15 protein-coding genes are annotated in these 18,450 nt (G+C 60.6%); 3 read left to right on the top strand and 12 right to left on the bottom strand.

Annotation, left to right across the window (positions count from 1 at the left end; genetic code table 11):
* Positions 1-62 precede the first annotated feature (62 nt).
* The 10 genes from AC1DIS_RS20025 to AC1DIS_RS19980 all read right to left on the bottom strand — a co-directional run bounded on the left by AC1DIS_RS20025 (position 63) and on the right by AC1DIS_RS19980 (position 12,711).
* Entirely contained in the window at positions 63-989 is a 927-nt protein-coding gene (locus tag AC1DIS_RS20025) for a sugar ABC transporter substrate-binding protein (protein WP_111453825.1), read from the bottom strand.
* Between the two features lie 366 nt (positions 990-1,355).
* Positions 1,356-2,408, bottom strand: coding sequence for a Gfo/Idh/MocA family protein (locus tag AC1DIS_RS20020; protein ID WP_477744571.1), 1,053 nt, complete (start codon positions 2,406-2,408; stop codon positions 1,356-1,358).
* Positions 2,409-2,466: 58 nt separating this feature from the next.
* On the bottom strand, positions 2,467-3,327 hold the full coding sequence (locus AC1DIS_RS20015) for a sugar phosphate isomerase/epimerase family protein (protein WP_477744570.1): 861 nt from the start codon (positions 3,325-3,327) through the stop codon (positions 2,467-2,469).
* A gap of 143 nt (positions 3,328-3,470) precedes the next feature.
* On the bottom strand, positions 3,471-4,496 hold the full coding sequence (gene iolG / locus AC1DIS_RS20010) for a bifunctional inositol 2-dehydrogenase/D-chiro-inositol 1-dehydrogenase (RefSeq protein ID WP_064617029.1): 1,026 nt from the start codon (positions 4,494-4,496) through the stop codon (positions 3,471-3,473).
* A 31-nt stretch (positions 4,497-4,527) separates the two neighbouring features.
* Positions 4,528-6,459: a 3D-(3,5/4)-trihydroxycyclohexane-1,2-dione acylhydrolase (decyclizing) gene (iolD, locus tag AC1DIS_RS20005; protein WP_477744569.1), complete on the bottom strand. Its 1,932-nt coding sequence runs from the start codon at positions 6,457-6,459 to the stop codon at positions 4,528-4,530.
* Positions 6,460-6,490: 31 nt separating this feature from the next.
* A complete protein-coding gene (locus AC1DIS_RS20000) occupies positions 6,491-7,312 on the bottom strand; it encodes a TIM barrel protein (RefSeq protein ID WP_477781039.1) in 822 nt (273 codons plus the stop codon).
* Positions 7,313-7,338: 26 nt separating this feature from the next.
* On the bottom strand, positions 7,339-8,841 hold the full coding sequence (locus AC1DIS_RS19995) for a CoA-acylating methylmalonate-semialdehyde dehydrogenase (protein WP_105341515.1): 1,503 nt from the start codon (positions 8,839-8,841) through the stop codon (positions 7,339-7,341).
* A gap of 30 nt (positions 8,842-8,871) precedes the next feature.
* Entirely contained in the window at positions 8,872-9,681 is an 810-nt protein-coding gene (gene iolB, locus AC1DIS_RS19990) for a 5-deoxy-glucuronate isomerase (protein WP_258613692.1), read from the bottom strand.
* The gene (iolE, locus tag AC1DIS_RS19985) at positions 9,678-10,571 is read right to left on the bottom strand and encodes a myo-inosose-2 dehydratase (RefSeq protein WP_477744567.1); all 894 of its coding nucleotides are present in this window, start codon (positions 10,569-10,571) and stop codon (positions 9,678-9,680) included. The genes iolB and iolE overlap by 4 nt, the downstream gene beginning before the upstream one ends.
* Positions 10,572-10,773: 202 nt before the next feature.
* Positions 10,774-12,711: a bifunctional 5-dehydro-2-deoxygluconokinase/5-dehydro-2-deoxyphosphogluconate aldolase gene (locus AC1DIS_RS19980; RefSeq protein WP_477744566.1), complete on the bottom strand. Its 1,938-nt coding sequence runs from the start codon at positions 12,709-12,711 to the stop codon at positions 10,774-10,776.
* 311 nt (positions 12,712-13,022) lie between these two features.
* Here AC1DIS_RS19980 and AC1DIS_RS19975 point away from each other — a divergent pair, with 311 nt between their 5' ends.
* Positions 13,023-13,943 (top strand): MurR/RpiR family transcriptional regulator, encoded by a 921-nt coding sequence (locus tag AC1DIS_RS19975; RefSeq protein ID WP_007939390.1) that lies wholly within the window; start codon positions 13,023-13,025, stop codon positions 13,941-13,943.
* A gap of 109 nt (positions 13,944-14,052) precedes the next feature.
* Positions 14,053-14,664 carry a glutathione S-transferase gene (locus tag AC1DIS_RS19970; protein WP_019582695.1) on the top strand — a complete coding sequence of 204 codons (612 nt, stop codon included), beginning with the start codon at positions 14,053-14,055 and terminating at the stop codon, positions 14,662-14,664.
* Positions 14,665-14,785: 121 nt separating this feature from the next.
* On the opposite strand, the gene AC1DIS_RS19965 is transcribed toward AC1DIS_RS19970, so the two are convergent.
* Positions 14,786-16,027, bottom strand: a complete 1,242-nt coding sequence (locus tag AC1DIS_RS19965) for a M20/M25/M40 family metallo-hydrolase (protein WP_477744565.1) — start codon at positions 16,025-16,027, stop codon at positions 14,786-14,788.
* A 134-nt stretch (positions 16,028-16,161) separates the two neighbouring features.
* The gene (locus AC1DIS_RS19960) at positions 16,162-17,235 is read right to left on the bottom strand and encodes a diguanylate cyclase (RefSeq protein WP_026286574.1); all 1,074 of its coding nucleotides are present in this window, start codon (positions 17,233-17,235) and stop codon (positions 16,162-16,164) included.
* Positions 17,236-17,495: 260 nt separating this feature from the next.
* On the opposite strand from AC1DIS_RS19960, the gene AC1DIS_RS19955 reads away from it, so the two are divergent.
* Positions 17,496-18,440: an alpha/beta fold hydrolase gene (locus AC1DIS_RS19955; RefSeq protein WP_258613683.1), complete on the top strand. Its 945-nt coding sequence runs from the start codon at positions 17,496-17,498 to the stop codon at positions 18,438-18,440.
* Positions 18,441-18,450 lie beyond the last annotated feature (10 nt).

Below are 18,450 nucleotides of genomic sequence, written 5' to 3'. Positions count from 1 at the left end.
TACTCCATCAGCAAGGTCGCGTCGCAACCTTGCGTGCTTATTGTTGTTATCGAACGGACGGACTATTTGAACTGGTCAACGTTTTGCAAAGTGATCAAGCGATACGGCACCCACACGGCCTGCTCCACCGGTTCGTTCCTGGCCATTTTCACCGCCGTGTCGACCGAACCATCAGCCTGCCCCTTGGCGTCCTGGAACACCGAAACCAGCAGAGAGCCCTTCTTCACCGCGTTCAAACCGTCGGGCGTACCGTCAACACCGGCGATCAGCACACTGCCTTTGGCGACACCCGCCTGTTGCAGGGCCATGGCCGCGCCAATCGCCATCTCGTCGTTATTGGAGACGACCGCGTCGAACTTGCGGCCCTGGGTCAGCCAGTCGTTGACCAGGGTCATGCCCTTGTCCCGCGACCAGATGCCGCTCTGCTCTTGCTCGATCTTGATGTTCGGGTACTTGGCCAGCACCTCTTTTACGCCCTTGGTGCGGTTGGTGGTGGAGTTGTTGGCCAAATCACCGAGCAGAATCACGATGTCGCCCTTGCCGCCCATTTTTTCCGCCAGGTACTGCATCTGCATCTGACCGGCCTCCAGATCGTTGGAGGCGACAGTGACCACGCCTTTGGGCAGGTTCATGTCGTCGGGACGACGATTGACGTACACCAGCGGAATGCCGGCCTTGACCGCCGCTTCGGTAATTTTCTTGGTGGCGGCGGTATCCACCGGGTTGACCACAATGGCGTCGACCTTCTGGCTGATGAAGCTTTCTACCTGGCTCAACTGCCTGACCACGTCGCTGCGCGCATCTTCGAACTGCAGCTTGACGCCATCGGGATAGGACTTGGCTTTGGTGTCCATGGATTCGCGCAGGTAGGTCAGCCAGGTGTCATCGAACTGCGCCATGCTGACGCCGATCTTCATGTCCGCGAGTGCGGCACCGCTGGCGAGCATCAGGGACAAGGCGAGCGAGGCGAAACGGATCTTGGTCTTCATGAAAGGTCTTTCTCCACATTCTTGTTGGTTTTATGGATAAGGCGTGACGATTTCAGTAAGCGGGCAAGCGGACTATCGGCGCTCCCGGAATGCAGCAGACCAGGGCGCCCTTGCGTTCGACGCAAAGCAAGCGAGAGACGGAATGAAACGAGACGCGAGGCAGGTCGCGAGAGAGGTGCAGCGCGGAACGTAAAGCATGCAGAGCAGAGTTGAAGGTTTTCATCGACGGTACCTGGCTTTGTTYCTTGTTTTTGGTGCGTCCTTCACTCGTTCAAGGCCTGCTTGAGCGTGATCGGACGTTGATAGTCGGCAACCTGGAAACGACTTTATTGGAAAATAATTTCTATATCAACTCATTTTAGAATTTTATTCTGATTTTGTTCCATGGCTTTCAAATGCGCTCAACGCCACCACTTGATGGCGCTCGAAACTGAGCCGCGCAGCGTCTAGCACGCGGGTGGTCGCCAGTGCATCACGGGGCTCGACCGGCAGTGGGCCACCGCTCTGTAACGCGGTTTGTAGCTGCAAATAGAACTGGTTCCAGCAACCTCGCTCGGACGGCACCCGCTCGCGCACCTCGCCCTGTTCGAACCATCCCCAGCGACGATGCTCTTCGACGCCCCAGCGCTCGCCCTCGGATTTGGGCGTGAGCCCGGCCAGGGCCGACGCCTCTTGCCCGTCCAGACCGTCGACGCTGTAGCAGCCCTGGGTGCCGGTCACGCGAAAACGCGGGCCGGGGGTGTTTTGCAGGCAACTGCCACTCAGGTGCGAGATCACGCCACTGGCATGGGTCAGGGACATGAAGAAGCCGTTGTCGAAGGTCTGGCCTTTTTCTAGGTAATCCAGTTCGGCGTAAACCCGGGTGACGGGGCCAAACAACAGCAACGCCTGATCCACCAGATGGCTGCCCAGATCGCGCAGGAAACCACCGCCGCTGCCGTTGTTCACCGACTGTGGCGAGTAGCGTTCGATCCGCGACTCGAAACGGGTGACCTGGCCCAGGGCACCAGACCCGATGAGTTTGCGTACGGTGAGGAAATCCGAATCCCAGCGCCGGTTCTGGTAGACGCTCAAATGTACGCCCTGACGCTCGGCCATGGTGATCAGGGTTTGCGCCTGTTGCGTATCGGCGGCGAACGGCTTGTCGCTGACCACCGCCACCCCGTGTTCGATGGCGTCGAGCACCAACGCCGGACGACCTTTGAGCGGCGTGGACACCACCAGCACATCAACCCCGGCTTCGACCAGTTGGCCAATGCTGTCGAAGGCCGGCACACCGGGATGTTCCGTGGCCAGCAGTTGTCGGCGCTCGGCGGAACGGGTGACCACGCCCACAAACGTCGCCGCCGGCAAACTGCTGATCAGCGGCGCATGGAAAAACCGGCCGCCATGGCCGTAACCGACAAGTCCGATACGCATGAAAGTATTCTCCTTATAGAACGCGGCCCCTGTGGGAGCGGGCTTGTGTATGCCGCGGTTATTGGCAGAGTTCGCGGGTCACGCGTTCGAGCATCATTCGGTTGGACTCGTCCGGCCGGTCTTCCCAGGCGAATACCGAGACGGTGGCGATGCCATCGAACTTGATCTCGCGCAAGGTGCCGAAAAACGCTTCCCAGTCGACCTCGCCCTGGCCGATGTCCAGGTGCTGGTGCACTGTGGCGGTGACGCCCGGCGGGTTGACGATGTAGCGCAAGCCTGAGGAAGCCTTGTGGTTGTAGGTGTCGGCGATGATCAAGTGACTCAGCTTCGAGCCGGAGTACTTGAGCATCGAGGCGATGTCACCCACGCCATCGTCATAGAAAAACGTGTGCGGCGCGGCGTAGAGGTAGTTGATCCAGTCGCGGTCCAGACCGCGAATGATGTCCACCGATTCGTTGTTGCGCTCGCAGAAATCATAAGGATGGGCCTGGATATCGAGCTTGATGCCTTCGCGTTCGAACTCGGGGATCAGTTCGTCCATGGAACGCATGAACTGGTTCTCGCAGACCAACGGGTTGTCCGACTGGCCGGTGAACTCGGTGTTGACCAGCTCGCAGTCCATCTCCACGGCAATCTGGATCGCCCGCTTCCAGTTGCGCACGGCGGCCACGCGCAAACCTTCATCGGCGGCGGCCCAGTGGTACATGGGTAATAAGGAAGAGAGTTTGACCCCGGTATCGCTCAGGGCTTTGCGAAATTCCTTGATCCGCGCCTTGTCGACTCGCGGGGCTTTATAGAACGGCAGGAAATCTTCTCGGGGCGACAGCTCGATGTGTTCGTAACCGAGCTCGGCGACCTTGTCGACCATCTTGCCCAGGGACAGGTTGCGGTACATGTAGGGGTCTAGTGCGATGCGCATGTTTTTTTGTTCTCCTTAACCAGAAATCGACACCATCCCCTGTAGGAGCGAGGCTTGCCCGCGAAGACGGACCTTCAGCCGACATCAATGTTGAATGTGTCGACGTCTTCGCGGGCAAGCCTCGCTCCTACAGGGGTCAGTGGTTAACCGTAGAAGCGTGGGCGGTCTGGCAGGCCGACTTTGACAATCTGGCCRCTGTTCTGCGCCTCGATGCAGGCATCCGCAGCGACGGCGGCGGCGAAACCGTCCCACGCCGATGGCCCGCCGACCTGCCCGGCGCGCACGCCATCGATGAACGCCTGCAACTCGACGTCGTACGCGGCGATGAACCGGTCCTTCCAGTCCATCAGAATCGCATTGGACAGTTTCGCTCCGCTGCGCAGTTGAACCTGCGACGGCTCCGGCAGTTTGGCGATGCCCGTCTCCCCTACCACTTCGCACTGGATGTCGTAGCCGTACTGGCAGTTGACGAACACTTCCACGTCGATGCGCGTGCCCTTGGCGGTTTCCAGCAACACGATCTGCGGGTCTTTCAAATGGGCGTGGGCCTTGCTGGTCTTGCGCGGGAACACCACTTGCACCGACACATAGTCGTCGTCGAGCAACCAGCGCAACACGTCCAGCTCATGGATCAGCGTATCGGTGATCGCCATGTCGGTCTTGTAGTTTTCACCTACGGTCGGGTTACGGTGGGCGCAGTGCAGCATCAGCGGCTCGCCGATCTGGCCACTGTCGATCACCGATTTCAATGCCCGATAACCTTCATCGTACGGGCGCATGAAACCAACCTGCACCAATCGCTTGCCGTGGGCCACTTCGGCCTCGACGATCTTGCGGCAGCCTTCGGCGGTGACCGCCAGCGGTTTCTCGCAGAACACCGGTTTGCCCGCCGCAATGGCCGCCAGCACGAACTCTTCGTGGCTCGGGCCCCAGGAGGTGACGAGGATTGCGTCGACGTCCGGCGCCTTGATCAGCGCGTGGCCATCGGGATAGACCTCGGCGGTCAGCTTCAGATCGGAGACGACCTTGGCCGCTTGCTGCAAATTGATGTCGGTGACCGCGACAACCTGACTGTTGAGCAAGGTCTGGCTGCAACGACGGATATGGTCCTGGCCGATGGCCCCGGTGCCGATGACGCCGATACGCAACGAATTGGAAAGCGAAGACATATAAACACTCCTGTTGTTCGTTTCAGGGCAATCAGTATTGACGGGCCTTGGCCAATCGTTCGTTGAGGGTCTTGGCCACTGCGTCAGTGCGTGCGCTGGTGGAGACTTGCGCCACGCCGACCCGCCACCACGACAGGTATTTGTGAATCATGGTTTTGGGCAGGACCTTGATGTCGATCAGCGTCGACACCGTCTGCAACCGCGCATCCGCCAACGCGGCTCGCAGCTCTTCAACCGTGTTCACCTTGTAGGTCTTGCAGCCGTAAGCCGCCGCGCTCATGGCGAAATCCACCGGCACGAAACCGCCATCGAGCTTGCCGGTTTCAGGATTGCGGAAACGGAACTCGGTGCCGAAGCTGTCCATGCCGTGTTCCATTTGCAGGTTGTTGATGCAGCCGAAGGTCATGTTGTCCAGCAACACCACGTTGATCTTGCGGCGCTCCTGGATCGAGGTTGCCAGCTCCGAGTGCAGCATCATGTAGGAGCCGTCGCCCACCAGCGCATAGACCTCGCGCTCAGGCTCGGCGAGCTTCACCCCCAGTGCCGCGTTCACCTCGTAACCCATGCACGAATAACCGTACTCGACGTGGTAGGTGTTCACACCCTTGCTGCGCCAGCTGCGCTGCAAGTCGCCGGGCAGGCTGCCGGCGGCGGCGACGATCACCGCATCATCGGCCAGGGTTTCATTGAGCACACCGAGCACCCGGCTCTGGGTCAGGCAGGAACCGGTCAGCTCGATGAATTCGCGCAGCACCGCCGGGTCCAGGTGATCGTTGATTTCCGGGACGAAGTCTTGAGTCTGGTACTCGACCTGATAGAGGCGGTCGACTTCCTCGTCCAGCTGCGCCCGGGCCTGTCGGGGTTGATCGCCCCAGCCGGAGCGATAGTCGCCCAACACAGCGGCCAAGGCGTTCAAGCCGGTTCTGGCGTCCGCCAGCAGTTGCACGCCATCGAGTTTCAGGGCGTCGCAAGGGCTGATGTTGAGGTTGAGAAATTGCACGTCCGGGTGTTTGAACAAGGATTTCGACGCGGTGGTGAAATCGCTGTAGCGGGTGCCGATGCCGATGATCAAATCTGCGTCCCTGGCCAACAGGTTCGCCGCCAGGCAACCGGTTTCGCCGATCCCGCCGACGTTCAGCGGATGGCTCGACACCACCGCGCTCTTGCCGGCCTGGGTTTCGGCGAAAGGAATATCGAAGCGCTCGGCAAAGGCCTGCAACGCTGCATTGGCACCGGAATACTTGACCCCACCGCCGCAGATGATCAGCGGTTTGCGCTTGCCTTTGAACAACGCCACGGCATCGTCGAGCATCGCTTCGGTGGCCGGACGGCGCTCGATGCGGTGCACGCGTTTTTGCAGGAAGTAATCGGGATAGTCGTACGCCTCGGCCTGCACGTCTTGCGGCAAGGCCAGGGTCACGGCGCCGGTTTCGGCGGGGTCGGTGAGCACGCGCATGGCGTGGATCGCCGCAGTCATCAGTTGCTCGGGACGGTTGATCCGGTCCCAGTATTTGCTCACGGCCTTGAACGCATCGTTGGTGCTGATGCTCAGGTCGTGGAACTGCTCGATCTGTTGCAACACCGGGTCTGGTTGGCGGCAGGCGTAGACGTCGCCGGGCAACAGCAGCAAGGGAATACGGTTGGCGGTGGCCGTCGCGGCAGCAGTCAGCATGTTCGCCGCGCCCGGGCCCACCGATGAAGAGCAGGCGTAGATCTTGCGCCGCAGGTGTTGCTTGGCAAAACCAATGGCCGCGTGGGCCATGCCTTGCTCGTTGCGGCCCTGATGGACGATCAGGTCGCCGCTGTCCTGTTCCAGGGCTTGCCCCAGACCCAGCACATTGCCGTGGCCAAAAATGGTAAAGATCCCGGCGACGAATTTGCTCTGGACCCCATCGACCTCGATGTACTGGTTATCGAGGAATTTCACCAGGGCCTGGGCCATGGTCAGTCTTGTTGTGGTCATGCTCGCACCTTTTCCGTATGCAAATCCGATGTCAGCTCAGGGATTTCTGCAGGTGATCCATACTCGCGCCGATCGCCGTCAGGATATCCGCCAGGCCATGGACGCTGTCGGCAAACGGTTCGAACGACAGGTAGCCGCTATAGCCGCTACTGAGCAAGGTGTCGATCTGCGCCGCATTGCCGAGGATGTCGCCCTCGCCCACCAGCACCCGATGGCCGTCACGAATGGTCGCCAGTGGCGCCTCGGCATCTTCGACGCCGGAGATGTGCACCAACCCGGTCAGTTCAGGGAAGAATTCATGCTCGCTGGCCAGGTGATGGTGGAAGGTGTCATGCACCAGACGAAACACATCCAGCCCTCCGATGGCCTTGATCGCATCGACTGCCGTGCGTTTGCGCCGCAGCGAGCATTCTTCGAAACCCAGCGGTTCGATGAAGCCGAGAATGCCGTGATCGCGCAGGATCGGTGCCAGTTCACTCAACGCCGTGCGCAGGCCGGACGCACGCTGCGCTTCGGTTCGTGGATCGGCGCGGTCGTTCAATGGGCACATCACCAAGCCCCGTGCGCCACAGTCACGGGCATAAGCGGCAAGCTTCAGGGCATGTGCGCGGCGCTCGTCATTCCAGACATCGAACGGATACAGCGCGTTGATCGACAGCACCGTGATGCCTTTGGCCGCGCACAGCTCACGGACGTGTTCGGGGGCGGTGYCATCCTCGATCTCGACGCCTTTGAGGTCGTTGCGAATCTCGATGGCGTCGGCCTTGAGGGTCACCGCCAACTCGATGAACGCCGGCAGGGACAAACGTGGGGCGACCATACGGTTCAAGGCGAAACGCAGGGGTTTGCTCATTTTTTGTTGTTCTCCGCACACGTGAATTATTTGGCTGTCGGCATGCTGAATTCAGGGCCCTTGGCGATGCTGTCGGGCCAACGCTGCATCACGCTTTTGTAGCGGCTGTAGAAGCGAATGCCTTCTTCGCCATAAGCGTGGTGATCACCGAACAGCGAGCGCTTCCAGCCGCCGAACGAGTGCCAGGCCATGGGCACCGGAATCGGTACGTTGATGCCGACCATGCCGACCTTGATGCTGCGGGCAAACGAGCGGGCAATGCCGCCGTCGCTGGTGAAACAGGACACGCCGTTGCCGAATTCATGGGCGTTGATCAGCGCCACGGCGCTGGCGAAGTCCGGCACGCGCACAATGCCCAGCACCGGTCCAAAGATCTCTTGCTGGTAGATGCTCATCTCGGTCGTGACCTTGTCGAACAGCGTCGCACCGACGAAGAAACCGTTCTCGGCGCCTGGCACCTTGAAGTTGCGCCCGTCGACAATCAGCTGCGCGCCCTGGGCCACACCCTCGCCGATAAAACCCTCGACTTTGGCCTTGTGTTCGGCGGTCACCAGCGGCCCCATGTCGCTGTCACCCTGCATGCCGTTGCCGACCTTCAGTTGATCGATGCGCGGCAGCAGTTTGGCAATCAACTGGTCGCCGACATCACCCACGGCCACGGCAATCGAAATCGCCATGCAGCGCTCACCGGCCGAGCCGTAAGCCGCGCCGATCAGTGCATCCGCCGCCTGGTCCAGATCGGCATCGGGCATGACGATCATGTGGTTCTTCGCCCCGCCCAGCGCCTGTACGCGTTTGCCGCGCGAGGTGGCTTGCTGGTGGATGTACTCGGCAATCGGCGTCGAGCCGACAAAGGAAATCGCCTCGATGTCCGGGTGTTGCAGCAAGGCATCGACCGCCGCCTTGTCGCCCTGGACCACGTTGAACACACCGTCCGGCAACCCGGCTTCGGTGAGCAAGCGAGCCATCAACAAACTGGCGGATGGATCACGTTCAGACGGTTTGAGGATGAAGCAGTTGCCGGTGACCAGCGCCAACGGGATCATCCACAGCGGCACCATCACCGGGAAGTTGAACGGCGTAACGCCGGCGCAGACGCCCAATGGCTGGCGCAGGTTCCAGTTGTCGATGCCACCGCCGATGTTGTCGCTGAAATCGGTTTTCAGCAGGTTCGGCGCACCGCAGGCGTATTCGACGATTTCGATGCCACGGGTCACTTCGCCCTTGGCGTCGGAGAACACCTTGCCGTGTTCGCGGCTAATGATTTCGGCCAGTTCGTTGTGATGGCGGTCGAGCAATTCCTTGAACTTGAACATCACCCGCGAACGGCGCAGGGACGATTGCTCGGACCAGGCCGGGAACGCCTTCATGGCCGAAGCGACGGCCTCGTCCACGGTCTTCTGGCTGGCCAGCCCGACCCGCGCCTGAACGCTGCCAGTGGCCGGATTGAAGACATTGCTGAACCGCTCGCTACCGCTGTCCTGCACCTGACCGTCGATGTAATGACCTATGACCGGGGCGTCGCTCATTGTTCTTGTTCTCCCTTTGAATGTTGGAATTTAGAGATCCAGAAGCCAGCTGTGCTGCGGATCGTTATGGAACTGCCAGACGCGTTTCGGGCCGGCCATCACGTTCAGGTAATACGACTCATAGCCGTAGGGCACGCTGACCGGGTGATAACCCTTGGGCACCACAACCAGGTCGCTGTTTTCCACCGCCATGGCCTGATCGATACTGCGATCGTCGGTGTAGACCCGCTGGAACACGAAGCCCTGGGGCGGGTTGATCTGGTGGTAATAGGTTTCTTCGAGAAAGCTCTGGTGCGGCAGATCGTCGGTGTCGTGCTTATGCGGCGGGTAGCTCGACGAGTGACCGGAGGGCGTACGCACTTCCACCACCAGCAGCGAATGGGCGGGCTCGGTGTCCGGCAAAATGTCGCAGACATAACGGGTGTTGGCCCCCTTGCCGCGCACGCTGCGTTTCATGCTGTCGGGTTTGATCAGCCGTGGGCCAAGGTTTTCGGCGATGGAACCGGGCGCCGCGCACACGGCGATTTGCACGTCGCTCAACGCCACCACCTGGGCCTGGCTGCCGGGTGGCAAATACACGGCGAACGGTGATTTGTCTTCGAACACCGACTGACGATCGCCGATGTTGTCCCAGTCGAACGCGCCCTGCCCCGGTGCTTCACCCTTGATGCCGACCCGACCGCTGAGCAGCACCAGGCACAATTCCTTGTCGCCCGCGCTGACCGGCAGGGTTTCGCCAAGACTCAGGCGGTAAGCGGCAAAACCGACGTATTCCAGCTCTCCCTGCCCCAGCTCGACCATGGTCCGTCCGCGGGCATTGCTCTTGACCAACAGGCTCATTGCGCGGTCCTCTCGTCGAGCAAGGCACGCAAGGTGTCGTAGCCTTTTTTCGCGTAGACGTAACTTGGTGCCACCGCCGGATCCTGCTCGGCTTCCACCACCAGCCAGCCGTGGTAGTCGGCGCCCAGCAGCACGTCGAGCAAGGCGCCGAAGTCGATGTCGCCATCGCCGGGCACGGTGAAGGTGCCGTTGATGATGCAGTCCGGGAAGCTCCACAGGTTGTTGCGCGCCAGTTGCACCACCGGTTTGCGCACGTCCTTGAAATGCACGTGGCAAACCCGTTCGATGTGTTTGCGCAATACCTGCAACGGCTCGCCGCCGCCCATGTAGCAGTGGCCCGAATCGAACAGCAGGCCGACTTCGCTGCCAGTCAACGCCATCAGTTTGTCGATGTCGGCCGGGGATTCGACGTAGGCCCCCATGTGATGGTGATAGGCCAGACGCACGCCCTGGGACAGGGTGAAGCGCGCCAGTTCGGTGAGTTTGTCGGCGTATTCTTGCCAGGCCTGCTCGGTGTGGAAACGTGGGCGCTCGACCAGTGGAATGCGCTGGCCTTGAATGGAGTCGGCGACTTCGCCATAGACCAACACCTTGGCGCCGTTCTTCGCCAGCAGCTCGACATGGCTGCCGATGGCGTCGATTTCCTCGGCCACGGAACGGCGGGCCAGACGGCTGGAATACCAGCCCGACACCAGCGCCAGGTCGTAAGGCCGCAGCACATCGCCGACGCCCTTGGCGTCCTTGGGAAACTTGCCGTTGAGTTCGAAGCCCTCGTAGCCGATGTCCTTGCCTTCGCTGAGGGCGGTGCTCAACGGCGTCTCGCCACCGAGGGACGGCAGGTCGTCGTTGCTCCAGGAGATCGGGTTGATGCCAATTCGGATAGCGGGCATGGCTGCACCTTTTATTGTTTTCTCAAAAATGTTCAACCGATCACCTGTGGCGAGGGAGCTTGCTCCCGCTGGACTGCGAAGCAGTCCCGAATCAATCAGCCCGGTGTATCAGGTAAACCGCATTCACAGGTTTGCGACTGCTTCGCAGCCGAGCGGGAGCAAGCTCCCTCGCCACAAAAGCCCCATCAATCAATTAATGTGTTCAGGCTCGGGCCGTGCGCCAGGCATCGATCAGTTCGACGAAGGTGCCCTGCACCTGGCGAATCAGCGCCTCGTCGTCGATTTCACCGGCCAGCCACGCGCGGCTCGGTTCCTGGAAGATCGTCCGACCCACGGCGAAACCACGGCAGGTCTGGCTCTGGCTGGCCTGTTGGAACCCTTCGGCCAAGGTCGCCGCCGGGGCATTCAGGCCCAGCAGCACCACGCCACGGCAATACGGGTCGCGTTCCTGGATCAGCTCGTCGAGTTGTTTCCACTCCTCGGCGCTTTGCGCTTCGATCTTCCACCACGCCGGGTAGATGCCCAGGTTGTAGAGGCGTTTGAGAGCGCGATAGAGCACGTCTGGATGCGGTGATGGGTGATCCTTGGGCGGAATGATCTCCAGCAGCAATTCATGCCCGCTGACCTGCGAGGCCTGGTACAGGCCCTTGATCTGCGCCTCCTGCTCCAGACGCAGCAGAGGCTCGTCGTCGGGATGGAATTGCACCAGGCATTTGATGATCTGTTCTTGCGGCCAGGCGATCAGGTTGCTGCCGATCGAACGCCCGTGTTCGAACGCCAATGGCCGCGAACCCTGCACTTCCACCGGCCGTGCCACCCACCAGCCACGACCGGTGGCGGCGTTCAGCGAGTCCTGACCGAAACGTTGATCGGCCAGCAAGCCGACATCGGCGTCGACGCCCTGCTCACGCAAATCCGCCTCGACCCGTTCCACGGCTTTGATAAAGAGTTGTTTGAGTTCGCAGATAGCGTTCAGGTCGCGCCCGCCCTTGTGGGCCAGCTCCACCAGTTGCCCGCGATGATCGAAGGCAAAGATGAACAGTTGCTTCCACTGTTTGCGCGGCACGCTGACCTGATGCAGACGCTGCAATGTCACGTCCTGATCCGGCCGGGTGATCGGCACCGGGCTGTTGAACAGGTAATCGAGTTCGGCGCGGGTCGGCATCGCCGGGGCGCAGGCATGGCGCGACACCACCAGACCGCCGCAGGCATTGGCCAACTGGCAGCAGCGCTCGTCGCCGGCGTCCTCCAGCCAGCCACTGAGGAAACCCGACATGAAGGCATCGCCGGCCCCCAGCACATTCAGCACTTCGACGCGCACACCGGGATAGATCGCGCCGTCTTCGAGACGCACCGGGATCGCTCCGTGGATCACCGTGCAACCTTGCGGACCGAGCTTGACCACCAACGTCGCCGCGCTCAGGCGCCGGACATTGCGCAGCGCGGTGAGCAGATCCTCGGCGCCGCCGGCGATCAGGAATTCTTCTTCAGTGCCGACGATCAGGTCGAAACGCGGGAGGATTTTCTGCACATGCTGGCTGACGTTCTGGTCGGCGACGAAACGGGTTTCGCCGTCCGCCTTGCCGGCCAGGCCCCAGAGCACCGGGCGGTAGTCGATGTCCAGGACCCGCTTGACGTTGTGCTTTTCGGCGTAGTCCAGCGCCTGAATGCTCGCCTTGTAGACACCGTCGGTGGAGAAATGGGTGCCAGTGATCAGCAGGGCTTTGCTGGAAGCGATAAAGGCTTCGCTGATGTCTTCGGCGCGCAACGCCATGTCGGCGCAGTTTTCGCGGTAGAACACCAGGGGAAAGGTTTCGCGATCCTTGAGGCCCAGCAGGACCATGGCGGTCAGGCGTTCCGGATCGACCTTGATGCCGCTGACGTCGCAGCCTTCACGGACCAGGGATTCAACGAGGAAACGGCCCATGTGGTCGTCCCCTACCCGGCTCAACATCGCCGACTTCAGCCCCAGTCGCGCGGTGCCGAAGGCAATGTTGGCGGACGAACCGCCCAGGTACTTGGCGAAGCTGCTCACATCCTCCAGCCGCGCCCCGACTTGTTGCGCATAAAGATCGACGCCAAGGCGTCCGAGGCAAATCAGATCCAATTGACGCCCACTGGCAAAACGAGTCTGGCCCATGCTGGCTCCTGTTATTTTTATCAGCCTGCGTCCGGGGCGATGAAGGCGCCGAACACTCTTGGTGGATGCAGACTAAAACGACCGGGGCCGAACAATCAATATTTATTCTATATATTTTTTACGTGGAATATTTTTTCCAATAAACTTTGATACAAGCGTTCCAGACAGCGTGCATCGTTTCAGCAGGCCCCAGGCCGATTGCAAGCTCAAGATTTTATTCCGGCCTACCCTGTAGACTGCGCACAGCCAACCTATTGTCAGGGGGTGACGAGAACCGTTATCCCTATAAGAACAAGCCAGAAGGATTTCTTATGTCCCGCACCGATCAGCCGGCTACGACCGAGAGCTCGCCCGACAGCGATCTCGCCAGCCCTCCGATCAATGCCGAGCGTCTGTTGCAGCTGATCACCGAGGAGTACGAAAGTCTGCCGCGCCAGCTCAAACGCATCGCCAGTTACATGAGCCAGCAGAGCGACCGGATCATGGTCGACCGCATCAGCGACATCGCCCGCGAGTGCGAAGTGCACCCGTCGGCCATCGTGCGCTTTTCCCAGCGCTTCGGCTTCAGCGGGTTCAGTGAAATGCAGGCGCTGTTTCGCGAGGCCTACACCCACAAGACCACGCCGGTGCAGAACTACCAGCAACGCATCCGCAGCATGATCGCCAACAAGTCGCAGAAGGCCAGCGGCGGCGACCTGGCGCGCGAATGCATCAACGCCACCCTGTCAGGCATCGAACGATTGGGGCTGGAACTCGATGACCAGGCTTTCGACAAGGCCGTGGACCTGGTGGTGAATGCCGACAACATCTACGTGGTCGGGGTGCGCCGCTCGTTCGCGGTGGCCGATTACCTGGTCTACAACCTGCAACACACCAACAAGCGCATCCACCTGGTGTCGGGCCTTGGCGGCAGTTACCGCGAGCAGATGCGCAGCGTGCGCGCCAACGACCTGGTGATCGCCATCAGCTTCACGCCCTATGGCAAGGAAACCCAGCACTGCCTGCGCATCGCCCAGCACCATCAGGCGAAAACCCTGATCATCACCGACAGCAACCTCTCGCCATTGGCCAAGCGCGCCAACACCGTGCTGCTGGTCAACGAGGGCAGTTCGTTTGCCTTCCGCTCGTTGAGTGCGACCTTGTGCCTGTGCCAGGCGCTGTTCATCGCCGTGGCTTATCGACTGGAGTTGAAGGTCGATGAGATTCATGAGCAGGCAGGCTTTGAGGATTAGCCTTCGAGGATGAACAATAGGCCTGAGGATCAGCGCGAAATCGTTTGCAGGTCGCTGAACCTCGGCTAAGGTTGTCCATCCCCAAGGACCGTCTGTAAGGAGAGGCTCAATGAAACTGATCGGCATGCTGGATTCGCCCTACGTGCGGCGCGTCGCCATTTCCGCCAAATGCCTGGGCATCCCGCTGGAACACGCGTCGGTTTCGGTGTTCAGGCACTTCGAGCAGTTCCAGCAGATCAACCCGGTGGTGAAGGCGCCGACGCTGGTGCTGGATGACGGTGAGGTGTTGATGGATTCAACGCTGATCATCGATTACCTCGAAGCCCTGGCCGCTCCGGGTAAAAGCCTGATATCCGACAATCCGGTTCAACGCTTGCGCTCGCTGCGGCTGATCGGCCTGGCGTTGGCCGCGTGCGAGAAGTCGGTGCAGCTTTACTACGAACGCAACCTGCGGCCAGCGGAAATTCAGTACGCGCCTTGGGTGAAACGGGTCGAAGGACAATTGGCGGCAGCGTATTCGGCGCTGGAGCGGGAGCTGGAAAAGCAGCCGCTGAAGACCGATGGCTCGATTGCTCAGGATGGGATTAGCCTGGCGGTGGCCTGGAGTTTTACCAACCTGGTGGTGCCGGATCAGGTGGATGCTGCGCAGTTTCCACTGATCAACGCGTTCACGGCGTATGCCGAAGGGCTTGAGGTGTTTATCGATACACCGATCGAGTAGGCGGATGGGTTGCGCCTGAACTGCCGTCTTCGCGGGCAAGCCTCGCTCCTACAGGATTTTGCGCATAACTTGTAGGAGCGAGGCTTGCCTGCGAAGTTTGTCGATCAGCGGGCAGTGTGGCTTATTGCTTGGCCAATTCCATAATCATCCGCGACAGCAAATAAATCCGCGGCGCCACGCTTTCGACCTCGGCGTACTCCTCAGGCGTGTGGATATTGCCGCCGACAATCCCGAACCCGTCCAGCGTCGGCGTGCCAACACCCGCGGACAAACTCGCATCTGCCGCCCCGCCGCTGCCTTCTTCCGTCAACTTGCGGCCAATTTCGCCGTAAATGCCTTGAGCCATGGCCATCAAGCGATCCGATTCCGCCGTTTGCGGCATCGGTGGCAAGCCGCGCTTGAGGCTGGTGGTGACTTGCGTATCAGCAATCAGTTTGTCCTTCGACACCCGCGCCAGGTCCTTTTCGATCCGGTCGAATTCTTCCGGCACCGCCGCCCGCACATCAGCCTTGGCGGTGGCTTGGTCCGGAATCACGTTGGTGCGGTCGCCGGCCTTGAGCACGGTGAAGTTGATGGTGGTTTTCTTCGCTTCATCGCCCAGTTTGCCGAGTTGCAGAATCTGGTGCGCGGCTTCCATGGCAGCGTTACGCCCCAATTCTGGGGCAACGCCCGCATGGGCAGCCTTGCCTTTGACCTCGACCACGGCGGTGGCGCTGCCTTTGCGCCAGACCACCAGGCCATCGGCCGGGCGCCCCGGTTCGAGGTTGAGGGTCACGTCGTGGGCCTTGGCGGTTTTCTTGATCAGGTCGGTGGCGACGTCCGAGCCGGTTTCTTCACTGGCATCGAGCAGGAAGGTGATCTGCGCGTAGTCCTTGAAGTCGAGGTTCTTAAGGATTTTCAGCGCGTAGATCCCGGCGACGATGCCGCCCTTGTCATCCATCACGCCTGGCCCATAGGCGCGGCCGTCCTTGATGTGGAACGGGCGCTCGGTGGCGGAGCCTTCCTTGAACACGGTGTCCATGTGCGCCATCAGCAGGATTTTCGCCTTGCCGGTGCCCTTGAGGATAGCCAGCACATGGTTGCTCTCGTCCGGGGTGTTGGGCACCAGTTCGATGGTGGCACCCAGTTTCTTCAACTCTTCGATGGCGATGTCGCTCACCTGGGTCAGGCCCGGTTCATAGCCGGAGCCGGAGTCGATGTTCACCAGCCGTTCCAGCAGTTTCAGGGCTTCTGCCTTGTACTGTTCAGCATCGGCGAGGACTTGTTTGTGGGGTTCGGCGAAGGCTGCGGGGGTGAAGGTGCCGAGGGCGAGGGTCAGGCCAAGACTGGTGGCCAGGAAGGAACGCGGGAGCTTGAACGTCATGAATCGATCCTTGTTTCGTGTCGGGGTCTTTAGACCCTACCTGACTACGACGCAAGGCTCTACACCGGATGCGACACATACAAACCTGCATGACCACACATTCCCTGTGGGAGCGGGATTGTGTGGTTATTGGGTTACACAGAATCCAGCAACTCTTTACGCGGCTTGCCGTCGCCATGGCAAATGACGCGGTTACGGCCGGTGCTCTTGGCTTCGTAGAGCGCCTGGTCGGCGTCGTTGAGCCACAGGGTCGCTTCGTCGTGGGCCGGGTTGAAGGCCGCCAGGCCGATGCTCAAGCTGACCTTCAGCGCCGGGTTCTGCTCGTAACCCAACGTGGCGAAACGAGCACGCAGCGCATCCATCGCCACGGCGGCACGCTCCAGCGGCAGGTCCGGCAGCAGCACGCAGAATTCGTCGCCACCATAGCGGCCGGCGACATCGGCTGCCCGCAGGTTCTGCTTGAGGATTTTGCTCAGCTGACGCAAGACGATGTCCCCGGCGACATGGCCGTAGGTGTCGTTGATGGTCTTGAAATGGTCGATGTCGATCAACGCAATCGCCCCACCCTTCTGCTGGCGCCGGCAACGCTGAAACTCGATTTCCAGCTGGTCTTTCCAGGCGCCGTGATTCAGCAAGCCAGTCAGGCTGTCGGTGCGGCTCAGGGCCAGCAACTCGCGCTTGTGTCGGCCCAGAGTGTGGGCCTGACGGAAGCAGACCCAGCCCAGGGACATCGGATAAATCGACAGTAAAGGTAAACAGGCGTATAGCTGAAATGGACTGGTTTGCGGGACAAAAGCCGGCATGAACACCAGCAGCCCGAGGCCGATCCCGAGGATCTGCGCGACGGCGCCCGCCAACAGAAAACGCAAGCCACCGATGGCCACGTTGTGCATCGCCATCATCGACAGCGTAGCTGCGCTGGGTAGCGGATTGAACTGCATGGCGGCCACCCAGAAACCGCCGAGAAACGCGTCCACCAGAATGTTGCGGTGTTCGGCGTGATAAGGAATTTTCGCCCGACGCGCCCATTGATAGGCCACATGCGGCCAGATGACGCCGTTGAACAGCATCACCACCCAGACCCAGGGCGCGGGGTCGAGTGGATACATCCCTGCACCGACACACAATAGTCCAAGGGCCAGACCCAGGATGCGCGACCCATAAAGCCTCCTGGCCAATGAAAGTCCCTTTCCTCCCTTTTTTTCCATAGAGGCCTCTGTACTACTGAACCGAGCCTGACATCACATGGGTGAAAGTGATTGAAGTCTATCAGGGGAACGGCGAATAGCCATCACCGGATGACGGTCTGACAGCTGGTAGCTCCAATAGTGTGGTATCGCGATGAGGCGAGTGCCCAATGTTTGTCTATACATGAAGTAAGGGATCGATAAACCACGATAAACAGGAGGCCGCTGCAGAGGCTCCGCCAACCACCTTCCGTCCTGATCACTGCAAAAGGAATAGCCTGATGCTTTTGTTGGTTGTCGCTATCGCCGTTTTCGCGGCCTGGAGCTGGTTGAGCTACCCGGCCATCGGTTACTGGCTCTATGACTTGAACATGGCGCTGGAGGCCCGGCTGTATCGGTTGCACAAGCTTATCGTGCCGATCACCGAAATGACCGTCTCGACCTGGCAAGGCGGCCCCTACGAAGCCTCCAGCAACATACTGATGCTGCACGGCTACAGCGCCGACAAGAATATCTGGCTGCGCTTCGCCCGGCATTTCGTCAACGACTACCGGGTGATCATCCCCGACCTCGCCGGCCATGGCGAAACCGGCTTCAAGGCCGGTGGTGGCTACGACATTCCGGTCCAGGCCAAACGATTGATCCAATTGCTCGATGTCTGCGGCGTCGAGAAGGTGCACGTGATCGGCAATTCCATGGGTGGCTACATCGCGGCATGGCTGGCGGTCAATTACCCCGAGCGTATCGTCTCGCTGGCGCTGCTCGATCCGGCTGGCGTCACTGCCCCGGAACCCAGCGACATGGATCGCCACCTGGCTCGCGGCCATAACCCGTTCCTGATTCATTCCCGTGAAGAGTTTCAGCATTTCTACGCCATGACCATGGCTTCGCCGCCATGGGTACCGGGGATCGTGCTGGACGCTGTCGCCCAGCGCTATGAACAGCAGCGCGACGAGCTGGAAGAAATCTTCAGGGACTTCCGGGCCAGCCCGCCGATGGAACCAAAACTGCCCGATATCAAATGCCCGGCGCTGCTGCTGTGGGGGCGCAAGGACCGCTTGATCGACGTCAGCAGCGTGCCCGTCTGGAGCAAGGGCATCGCCGATCTGCGGGTGGAAATCTGGGACGGTGTCGGCCACATGCCGATGGTTGAGCAGCCGACCAAAACCGCACGCTTGTACCGGGAGTTTTTGCGGGCGCATCACATGACCCCCACCGCCTCATAGCAGCTGCTAC

The sequence above is a fragment of the Pseudomonas sp. 05N433 genome, assembly GCF_056396925.1.
The sequence above is the reverse complement of the archived record's forward strand: the minus strand, read 5'-3'. Positions and strand labels throughout refer to the sequence as shown.